Genomic DNA, 11,050 nt, shown 5'->3' on the forward strand with positions numbered 1-11,050 from the left:
CTAGCCAGAACTTTGCGTCGAAGTATTGTGCCGCCGGTCACAAAGACCTACCATAAACGAAAGCCTTTCGCTTTATGTCTGGCTCACCTTTGAATCTTCCCTCCCCAAACACCCAGAGGATCCCCATGTCCGACCTCGAAACCCGACCTCCGGCAGCAGATGCCGGCAACGGGCTCAAAAGAAATGCCATAGGCACCGGCGGTATTGCCTTCCTGGTGATCTCCGCAGCGGCTCCCCTGACAGTGATGGCCGGCGTTGCCCCTCTCGCCATTGGCGTCGGGGGCATAGGCGCCCCCATGGGCTACATCATTGCCGGAGCAGTCCTGCTGGTTTTCGCGATCTCCTTCATGGCCATGACCAAGCACGTCAAAGCAGCCGGTGGTTTCTACACCTACATCACCTTGGCCATGGGCAAGACGGTAGGGCTGGCCTCAGCCATCCTGGCGATCGTTTCCTACAACTGCCTACAAATCGGCGTGTACGGATTGTTCGCCGTCCAAACCCAAGGCATGCTTCGCGCCCTCTTCGGCCTGGATGTTCCCTGGCCCGTAGTTGCACTGGCGGCCATCGCGGCGGTCTGGTTCCTCGGCTACCGCGGGATCGACGTCGGCGCCAAGGTACTCGGCGTCCTGCTCATCGCCGAAACCGCGATCCTGGCCATCATGGGCTTCGGAATCCTGGCACGCGGCGGCGCCCAAGGCATCAGTTTCTCCTCCTTCTCCCCTGAAAACGCCTTCACTCCAGGTGTTCTTGCCATCCTGGCCATCTGCTTTGCTGCCTTCATGGGCTTCGAGTCCACCGTGCTGTACCGGCGCGAGGCCCGGAATCCGGACAAGTCCGTACCCAGGGCAACCTACATCGCGGTGGGTTTTATGTCCGTGTTCTACGCCTTCATTGTGTGGACCGTTATCCAGGCCTACGGCGATGGAAACGTGGTTGTTGCTGCCGGCGAGCTAGCCGACGGCATGTTCTTTGCCACCATCAACCAGTACGTGGGTCCTTGGGCCGAAGTAGTCATGCATGTGCTGATTGTGACCAGCGTTTATGCCTCCCAGCTTGCGTTCCACAACGCCATCAACCGCTACGTGTACATGCTCGCCAATGACGGCGTGCTCCCCGCGTTCCTCGGCAGGACCCACCCCAAGTACAAGTCCCCGCACCGTGCCGGTCAGATGCAGACCATCCTGGCCGCCGTCGTCATTATCGTCTGCGCCATCGCCGGTGCCGACCCGTACAAGCAACTGCTGATCTGGGTCAACACGCCGGGTATCTTCGGGACTGTGGCTCTGCAGGGACTGGTCGCTGTAGCAGCGATCATCTACCTTCGGCGCAACCCGGCCGCAGCCACCAACCGCATACTCATTCCTTTGAGCGTGGCCTCGGCCGTCCTACTGTTCGGTGTTGTGGCGTTGATAGCCATCAACATCGAGCTCCTCACCTTCGCCGACGCCCTGACCAACACCATCCTGCTGATGGTCGCCCCCGCTGTTTTCCTTGCAGGCCTGCTGATTGCCCGCAGACTGCGCACCACCCGCCCCCACGTCTTCGCCCGGATCGGAAGCTTCGAAACCCATGACTCCTGACCTCATCATCCTTGCCGACACCATTCACACCATGGACGAGCTACACCCTGGCCAGCCAGTCCAGGCCGTTGCCATCAGCGACGGGTTGATTGCCGCCGTCGGTAGTCGCCAGGATGCCGGCCAGTGGCAGCAAACGGACACCCAAGTGGTGGACCTTGGCAACGCGACACTCACGCCGGGATTGGTGGATTGCCATATTCACCCGGTGTTCGGCTTGGACCTGACGGTAGGCGCTGACCTCAACGGTGCCGCGACCCTAAAAGACGTCCTCACCGTATTGCGGGCAGAAGCAGGACACGACGGCGGCTGGTTGCGTGGATGGGGACTGAACCCGAACGCTTTCGGCTCAGTTCAGCTGCACCGAAGTGTGCTGGACAGGGTTTCAGGCGAGCAGCCCGCGTTCATCCGCTTGTTCGACGGACATTCAGCGCTGGCAAACAGCCGAGCCCTGGAACTGGCCGGAATCCATGGCAGCTATGACTTCGACCAGGCCTCTGAGGTGGTCTGCGACGCAGACGGTGTGCCCACCGGATTATTGCTCGAAGCCGCTGCGATGGAGTTGGTCCAGCGCCACATCCCGCAGGAGTCGTTTGCCCAGCGCAAAGCCCGCCTCGGTGAGCTCTTGAGAGACTTTGCCCGATCGGGACTGACCGGCGGTCACATCATGGACCACAGCGAGGAATCCGCCGCACTCTTCCAGGCCTTGGAGGCCGAAGGCGAGCTTCCTTTGCGGCTCCGGTCCGCGCCCTGGTGCATGCCCGGCAGCGGCGAAGCAACTTGGAAGGAACTGGCCCGCAGTATCGGTACAGGCGGACGCCGGTGGTCCGTTGAAGCCATAAAGCTGTTCGTCGATGGGACCGTGGACAACGGGACGGCCTGGCTCTATGAACCTGATGTTCAAGGACAGTCCACAGCGCCGTTCTGGCCGCGTCCCGAAGAATACTCCGCTGCCGTCCGCTATTTTGCCTCCCGGGGCATCCCGACTGCGACGCACGCAATCGGAGACGCCGGGGTTGATCACGTGTTGGAGGCCCTCGAATCCCTGTGCCATGTGGTCCCTGGTGATGTTCTGCGCAGAACTGTTCACAGGATTGAGCACATAGAAACTGTGCCGGATGAGCTGGTGGAGCGTTTCCGTGGTGCAGGAGTAGTGGCGAGCATGCAGCCGACCCATTGCACCCATTACTCCATGGCCGATCACAGCGACAACTGGTCAACCCGCCTTGGCACTGAGCGGGCGGGCAGGGCCTGGCGCTGCAGGGACCTTCGTGATGCCGGGGTGACGCTGGGCATCGGCTCTGACTGGCCGATCGCACCCTTCGAGCCGCTCCCGATCATCGCGGACGCCCAACTGCGCCGGCGATCGGGACAACCGGACCAGCAACCCATCGCACCATCCCAAGCCCTCACCGCAATTCAGGCGTTGGAGGGATACACCTCCCACGCGGCCAAAGCTGCAGGGCTGTGGGACGTATCGGGATCCATTACGGTGGGCAAGCGGGCAGACTTCACCGCCTTTGAACTCGATCCACTGACCACTGCCCCGGATGAATTTGCGGCAAGCAGCGTTCTGGGAACGTTCGTGGACGGCGAGATTCAGTTCATGCTGGAGCGGCTCGCTTAGCGTTTCCTGGAGCGTGCTCCGGAGGCCCCCGACGGAGGCTCCCGGAGCACGCGTTGGGCTACATCCTGTTCTTCGTCTTAGCCGTAGCCGGCGCAGTCCACGGGTCTTCGGGCCAGGGATGCCTGGGGTAGCGCCCACGCATCTCGGCCCGAACCTGGGAGTAAGGACCGGACCAGAACGACGCGAGATCGTCCGTGACGGCCAACGGCCTTCCTGCCGGGGATAGCAGGTGAAACAAGACTGGAACTCTGCCGTCCACGAGGCGCGGCGTGCTGTCCCAACCGAAACATTCCTGAAGCTTGACCGCCACCACCGGACGGCCGCCGTCGTGATCCGCACCAACGTGATTCGCTCCGCCGCGAGGCGTACTGTCCGGAACTTCGGGATAGTCGATCCGGATACGCGAACCACTTGGCACCATCAGACGCTCCGGGACGAGGTCGTCGAGCCGAGCGGCCTCCGGCCATGGGAGCAGGCGCCTGAGGGGGTCAACAAGGTTTATGGCGCTGACGGGTGTCCCGGTTGCCATCGATTCCATCTCAGGGCCCAGCCACTCATCAAGCGTGGATAGCAGGGCAGCCTCACGGACGTCAGGCCACGGACTCCCGATTTCACGGTGCACCATGGCAAGGCGCCGGCGTAGGGAATCAGCTGCCGTTGACCAGCCGATCACGGACAATCCCGACTTTTCCAACGCTCTGGACACTGCGTGCCGCCCCGATTCCGCGCTGGGGCGAACGGGTGTGGAGGACAACACGATGGCACCCAGACTGCGTTCCAGCCTGGCCATCACCCGGCCTTGATCGAACTTTGCCTGCACTTTCTCCGTAAGAAGGCCCGGTGCAGCTTCTACGGCCAGTTCGGATGACAACGGCGCGGCAAAACGGACCACGGCGCCGGTTCCGGCGGCATCACGCCCCTGGGCGCGTGACACCTCGGCCACAGCAAGCCAATCATGCCCGGACAGTGAACTCCCCGAGGGAAGCCCGGCCCGCGTCCCGGACGACAGCAAGTACGTGGTGGACCCATCACCGGGTACGCGCCTGGCTATGCGGTCCGGGAAAGCCAGCGCCACCACAAAGCCGGGTGCTTCCCTTGCCGTGACATCGGCGGCCGGTTGGGGAGACCCGACCCCGGCAGCCCCGTCCCCTGACCGCATTTCCTTCTCTGCCAACGACTGCATCCGCCTGACGTCCTCGGCGAAACGACGGGAGCCGGGGTCTGATCCCGAACGCAGCGCAGTAAGCAGCTTTGTTAGGTCGGCAGCGGGTGCTCTGTGGTCACCTGCCACGAGTGCCACCGTCTCAGCGGCCGTGCGGCGCCCCACCACCGCGGCCCCGTCCAACAAGGCGCGGGCAAGCCGGGGGTCCGCAGGGATGCGGGCCAAAGTCTTACCCATGGCGGTGACCGTTCCGTCCTGTCCTACGGCGCCTAGTTCACGCAGAACCTCCACGGCGTCGGTCATGGCGACGGCAGGCGCCGCGTCCGGGAGCTTCAACCCCGAACCGCCCGGCGCACCCCAGCACGCAAGAATCAGAGCCGCGCCGGTGAGGTCTGCAACAGAGATTTCAGGGGTCTGATGTGCCGGAGCTGCGCCATAGGCCTGTTGGTCGTAGCAGCGAACCACCGTTCCTGGGCCCTGTCGCGCTGCACGGCCGGCCCGCTGATCGGCCGAGGCACGGGAACAGGAAACGGTCACGAGTCCGGACATGCCGCGGCCGGCATCCCGGCGCGGTTCCCGTGAAAGCCCCGAGTCAATGACCAAACGCACGCCGGGCACCGTGAGGGAGGATTCCGCCAAGGATGTAGACACGATGATCCGCGGTGATCCGCCGGGTCCTCGGCCAGATACCGCCCGGTCCTGGGCTTCCGGACCGATCTGGCCATGCAACTCGAGAACTTCCACGTTGTGGGGCAGCTGCCTGCGAAGACGGGTGGCGACGTCGGAAACTTCCCGGGCTCCCGGAAGGAAAACCAGGGCGTCCGCCGCGGGATTCCGGCTCAGGGCAGCCGAGTAGGCAGCCGCTGCTGTGTTGGCCACATGATCGAGGAAACTCCGGGACACTCCCCTGGTATCCAAACGATGCTCCCGGGCCGGAACCCACTGGACTTCCATCGGGTACAGCGCTGAAGGGCAGTCGACCACCGGAGCCGGCACACCGCCGTCGGGGTCCCCGCCCGCTCCCAATAGTGCTGCAAAGCGCGGTGCGTCGAGAGTTGCCGACATCGCCACCAGGGTCAGGTCACCGCGCAGCTCCCGGACCTCCGCGAGCATACCTACCAGGAGGTCCGTTTCCAGGCCGCGTTCGTGGACTTCGTCCAGGACCACGGCGTGCACGTCCTCAAGTCCGGGGTCAGCCAGAAGCCGCCGCAGGAGAATGCCCGGCGTGACGAATTCCACCACGGTGTCTTTGCTGACCTTGCTTTCACCCCGGACTGTATAGCCCACTCTGTCACCGAGGCGGCTTCCGTCCAACGAGGCCAGGCGGCGTGCGGCTGAGCGGGCTGCCACACGGCGCGGTTGGGTCACGACAACGCGTGGCTGGCCAGGGTTCTGTTCGGACACGAGATTGGCGAGCAACGGCGGGACCAGGGTGGTTTTACCTGTGCCCGGAGGTGCCTGAACCACGGCGATGCCTCCAACCATTACCGCTCCCCCAAACGCCGCCTTTCGCCCACGGAGAGCGCCGGCGTCGGCCTGGATTGTCAGGGCCGCCGTGAGGTCAGCGAGGGACTTAGCAAAAGCCAGCCCCGTGCCGATGGTGTCCAGTCTGAAAGTCACCAGACCATTGTCCCTGCTGCGGGAACCGGAAAGGCCATGCCCGTCAAGGGGCATGGCCTTTCTCATGGTGCGGCGCCTCTATGGTGCGGCACCTTTATGGTGCAGCGACTCTAGCCGATAGTGGAGGCGTCAATGACAAAGCGGTAGCGGACGTCCGAGGCAAGGACGCGCTCGTAAGCGTCGTTGATCTTACTGGCCGGGATGACCTCGATCTCTGCGCCGAGGCCGTGCTCCGCGCAGAAGTTCAACATTTCCTGAGTTTCGCGGATACCACCGATTGCGGAACCGGCAAAGCGTCGACGACCCGTGATCAGCGAGAAAACGTTGACGGGCAGGGGTTCGGCCGGTGCGCCAACGTTGACCAACGTGCCGTCGAGAGTCAGCAACTGCAGGTACGCGCTGATGTCGATGGAGGCGCTCACGGTGTTGATGATGAGGTCGAAGGTGCCCGCAAGTTCCTCGAACGTGGAGGGATCGCTGGTGGCGTAGTAGTGGTCGGCGCCGAGCTTCAAGCCGTCTTCCATCTTCTTCAGCGACTGCGACAGCACGGTGACCTCAGCACCCATGGCGTCGGCAATCTTCACTGCCATGTGGCCGAGTCCACCTAGACCCACCACGGCAACCTTCTTACCGGGGCCGGCACCCCAGTGGTGCAGGGGCGAGTAGGTGGTGATGCCGGCGCACAACAGCGGAGCGGCGACGTCAAGGTCCAGACCTTCCGGAATGGTGACCACGAAGTCTTCATTCACCACGACGTTGCTGGAGTAGCCGCCCTGGGTGATGGTGCCGTCACGGTCAACAGCACCGTAGGTGCCCACATTGCCCTTGAGGCAATACTGTTCCTCTCCGGCCAGGCAGTTCTTGCACTCCTTGCAGGAGTTCACCATGCAGCCGACGCCAACACGGTCGCCCACCTTGTGCTTGGTGACGTCCGAGCCGACCGCGGTGACAATTCCGGCGATTTCGTGACCAGGGGCCAGAGGGTACTGCTGCGGGCCCCAGTCACCGCGGACCGTGTGGATGTCAGAGTGGCAGATACCCGCAAACTTGATGTCGATGTGGACGTCGTTGGGGCCGACCTCGCGACGTTCAATGGTGGTCAGGGTCAGGTCGCCCGTGGCCGAGGGGGCAGCGTAAGCGTTAGCGGTAGGCATGTTTCTCCTGCGTGGTTCACTTTGTTGGATATCTCTATCTAACCCTGATTCCCTGAGAGGAAGGAGTCACTGCTGTTAGGGGTAATGACAGGGACTCCCTCAGCGGGCCAAAGGATTTACCGTTGAAGCATGGACAATCGGACCGAGACGCGCGACTTCCTCTCCACCCGGAGGGCGAAGATCGCGCCCGAGCAAGCGGGTCTGACCGTCTATGGCGGCAACCGCCGTGTACCGGGCCTACGTCGCGGCGAGGTGGCCATGCTGGCCGGCGTAAGCGTGGAGTACTACACCCGACTTGAGCGGGGAAACCTCGCGGGGGTCTCGGAGAGCGTGCTGGAATCCCTGGCGAACGCACTCCAACTCGACGACGCCGAACGAGCCCACCTCTACGATCTCGCCCGGGCGGCGAGCGACGGCGGCAAGTCCCGCCGTCGACCGGTCCGGAAGCAGGCCATCCGGCCGGGCGTACAACTCACCTTGGATGCGATTAGCGGCTCGCCCGCTTTCATCCGCAACGGTCGCTTGGACCTCTTGGCAACGAACGCCCTCGGCCGGGCTTTGTATGCCGACATTTACGACAGCCCCTCCGGACCACCAAACCATGCACGATTCCTGTTCCTGGACCCTCGCAGCCACGATTTCTACACGGATTGGGAACGTGCCGCAAACGACACCGTGGCAATTATGCGGACCGAAGCCGGCAAGGATCCCTACGACCGCGGCCTCAGCGACCTGGTGGGCGAGCTTTCCACCCGCAGCGAGGAGTTCCGGGTCCGCTGGGCAGCGCACAATGTCCGCCAGCACTACACAGGGAAGAAGCATTTCCGCCACCGGATAGTGGGCGACCTTCACTTGCTCTACGAAGCCCTCGACCTGTCTGCCGATGCTGGTTTGACCTTGACGGTTTACAACGCCGAGCCCGGCACCGGCACGGACGACGCTTTGAAATTGCTGGCAAGCTGGGCAGCGACGGCTCTCACTGGCACTGACAACTCGGGGCTTGTCCGGGACATTCACTAGAAGTGAATGGGTCACTGACAAGAAGTGTGGACATCCGGAGGGATCGAGGCTGATCGTTTACCGACGCCGCATTGACCGCCCTCCTGTAGCCGCGAATAATGGGGGAAGCGCTGTCCATCTTCGCCCCACCATGGAGACATCAACGTGAATCCTCAGCACGGCCTCAACCATGACTACTCACCGTGGTCCTTCTGGAGTTCTGCTTCGGAGGCTGAACGCCAGGCGCAGGACGCCCACCACAAGATCTTGGTTGAACGTGCTGGAGTCAAAATTGGCGAGCGGGCCTTCCTGTCTCCCTTGGCGAACGTGGATCCCGACACGTTCTCCATCGGTGCTGATTCTTTCATCGCGGCCTACGCTTACATCACAGGCGCCATCACCCTGGGCGATGATTGCACCGTCAATGCTTTCAGCGTAGTCAGAGGCAACGTCACCATGGGCGATGGCGTGCGGATCGGTGCCCACACGTCCATCCTCGGTTTCAACCACTCCATGGATGCTTCCGAGCCTGTGTTTAAGCAGCCGCTCACGAGTCAGGGCATCACCATAGGGGACGATGTCTGGATCGGTTCGAATGTTGTGGTTCTTGACGGCGTTACTGTGGGCTCGCACGCAGTGCTGGCCGCCGGAGCGGTGGTAACCAAGGATGTGCCGGAATGGTTGATCGTGGGTGGAAACCCCGCGCGCCGGATCAGGGACCGGCGAGAGGCAACAATCCCGGCTACGGCTGTTGAGGCGCGGTCCGACGACGCCTTGATGGCTGAGCTGGCTGCCTTCGCCAACGCTGCACGCGCCGATGCATCAGCCCTTCTTGGGCGGAGTTGGACCTCTGAAGCAGGCGGCGCTTACCGCGACCAGCCAGGTGCTGAGCCGACCGTCAGGGCCCATTGCGACGCGATTGAAATCGCGGACTTGCTGCTGGGTTCTGTCCCTCCGCAACTGTCACGGGACGAACACATGGCGCGGCTCCGGAAGCTCCAAGATCCCGTCACGGGCCTGGTTCCAGAGTTCGGGTCCGACGTCTACGGGGATTCAACAATCACCTTCGGCGCCGGTCCTGCCACCTACCATGTGCTTTCTGTCGGTTATGCCCTGGACCTCATCGGAAGTCGCTTCGAGCATCCGATCCACGCCATAGCTGACATGGATCCGGCAGCGGTAAGGTCTTCCCTGGATACTCTCCCGTGGCGTAACGAAGCATGGGGATCCGGTGCTTGGGTGGACGCATGGGGGACGGCTGCGTATTGGAACCTCGCGCAATCCCATCCCAATGCCACGGGTTCCCTCGAGGCTCTCTTCGGTTGGTTGCTGACGAGGGTCAGTTCCGCCTCGGGAACATGGGTCACCCCAACGGACGACAATCGATTGGAGGTAGTCAACGGTTACTACCGACTGACGCGCGGCACCTTCGCCCAATTCGGCGTACCGATTCCTCACGTTGAGCGGCTGGTAGACACTGTTCTGGAGCACGCCGCGGACCCACGATACTTCTCCCCCGGCCGGCAGAACGCCTGCAACGTCCTGGACGTGGTGCACCCACTGTGGCTGGCGTTCAAGCAGACCACGCACCGCCGGGAGGATGCCAGGAATTGGGCACGAACTCAGCTCAGCCAGGCACTTGAACGGTGGGTGCCCGGCGAGGGGATGGCCTTCAGCGCTGAACCCTCAACCGGTGACAGAAACGTCCCAACGCTGCAGGGCACGGAGATGTGGCTGGCAATCATCTGGTACCTGGCCGACCTTCTTGGCTGCGCTGCAGCGCTCGGATATCGGCCCCGGGGCGTCCATCGACCTGAACCTGCCCTTTCGCTGCCGACCCTATAGGCATCTGATCACCATGTTTTCCGCGATCGGCTACCAAACGAGGACCTCTGGTGTGAGCGGCGGTGGGGTTTTCCACATAGCATCGATTGGGTCTGATGGTGGTGAAGCCTTCGTGACAGGGTTGGGTTATGGAAGGCATTGGGCAGGTCGTGGCGCGGCGGGAAGGTTCCCCCGGCGCCAGTGAGGTGCCCGGAATTGTCTCCCCCGTTTCCTCGGACATGCCTTCCCGCCCATCGGTGCGCAAGCCCCCGACGGCGGCAGGACCCGCCGCTGATCCCTCTTGGAACGCTGGGCTGCTTCTTGGATTCGAATCGTTGCATGGGCTTGGGGAACCGGGGCCGGAAGAAGTGCCCGGGTTGTTGCACAAGCAGCCGTCCGGGCGCGGGGAATCCACCCCGACAGAAGAACCGGTGCCTGGTGTGCTGCACGAGCATTCGTCCGGGCGCGGGGAATCCACCCTGACAGAAGAACCAGCGGCCGGGTTGTCCGCGGAGTCCGCGGCGGCCGGTGCGGCGGTCCTGGAGGCCGTGCTCCTTGAGGGTGCTGCCGCAACTGATGCGCTGCGATCAATAGCGGCCGATGAGGTGCGGTTGTTGGGGTTTGTTGAGGCGGCTGATTTCGCGGGCAGGGTCGAGGAGATCTCCCGAAACGTGGAGTACTTGCAAGTTGTTGCTGCGCAGGCGGTGGAACGGTCCCGGAAGCAAGCACTGCAAGCTCGGCCGGGGGCGTCAGCGGCCGCACCGGAATGGCGGACCGGCTGGACCGAACACGTCCCGGATTCGAAGGTCACAGCTCCTGCCAGCGTCGTGGATGATGGGTACCGGAACACGGCGGAGTTCCTTCGGGCACGGTTGCGGATCGGTATCGCTGAAGCCCGGCGCAGGCTCGCCCTCGCTACCGAGGTCCTCCCCCACACCGGGATGACCGGCCAGGACGTCCCGGCCCGCCGCGAAGCCCTCGCCGACGCCCTCGCCTCCGGAGAGCTGCCCTCACGCTCGGCGTCGATCATCAGCACCGCCCTGGACAAAGTCCGGCACCTCGCCGATGAAGAAATGCTCACCCG

Annotated in this window: 6 protein-coding genes and 1 pseudogene; 5 read left to right on the forward strand and 2 right to left on the reverse strand. The window is 63.3% G+C overall.

What is annotated here, in order from left to right:
- The first annotated feature begins 125 nt into the window (after positions 1-125).
- Both HAV21_RS05660 and HAV21_RS05665 read left to right on the forward strand, forming a co-directional pair.
- Complete coding sequence (locus tag HAV21_RS05660) at positions 126-1,583, forward strand: APC family permease (RefSeq protein WP_166840829.1); 1,458 nt, start codon at positions 126-128, stop codon at positions 1,581-1,583.
- A complete protein-coding gene (locus HAV21_RS05665; RefSeq protein ID WP_166840831.1) occupies positions 1,573-3,207 on the forward strand; it encodes an amidohydrolase in 1,635 nt (544 codons plus the stop codon). The genes HAV21_RS05660 and HAV21_RS05665 overlap by 11 nt, the downstream gene beginning before the upstream one ends.
- A 58-nt stretch (positions 3,208-3,265) precedes the next feature.
- Here the strand turns inward: HAV21_RS05665 and hrpB are convergent, their stop codons facing one another.
- Entirely contained in the window at positions 3,266-5,989 is a 2,724-nt protein-coding gene (hrpB, locus tag HAV21_RS05670; RefSeq protein WP_347877608.1) for an ATP-dependent helicase HrpB, read from the reverse strand.
- 110 nt (positions 5,990-6,099) lie between these two features.
- Positions 6,100-7,143: an NAD(P)-dependent alcohol dehydrogenase gene (locus tag HAV21_RS05675; RefSeq protein ID WP_166840833.1), complete on the reverse strand. Its 1,044-nt coding sequence runs from the start codon at positions 7,141-7,143 to the stop codon at positions 6,100-6,102.
- Positions 7,144-7,272: 129 nt separating this feature from the next.
- Here HAV21_RS05675 and HAV21_RS05680 point away from each other — a divergent pair, with 129 nt between their 5' ends.
- The 3 genes and pseudogenes from HAV21_RS05680 to HAV21_RS22170 form a co-directional block, all read left to right on the forward strand.
- Positions 7,273-8,163, forward strand: coding sequence for a helix-turn-helix transcriptional regulator (locus tag HAV21_RS05680; protein WP_166840835.1), 891 nt, complete (start codon positions 7,273-7,275; stop codon positions 8,161-8,163).
- A gap of 144 nt (positions 8,164-8,307) precedes the next feature.
- The gene (locus tag HAV21_RS05685; protein WP_166840837.1) at positions 8,308-9,987 is read left to right on the forward strand and encodes a DapH/DapD/GlmU-related protein; all 1,680 of its coding nucleotides are present in this window, start codon (positions 8,308-8,310) and stop codon (positions 9,985-9,987) included.
- 128 nt (positions 9,988-10,115) lie between these two features.
- Positions 10,116-11,050: pseudogene (locus tag HAV21_RS22170) on the forward strand (HNH endonuclease); the annotation flags it as partial.

This window comes from Paenarthrobacter sp. MSM-2-10-13 (genome assembly GCF_011605365.1).
Lineage (GTDB): Bacteria > Actinomycetota > Actinomycetes > Actinomycetales > Micrococcaceae > Arthrobacter.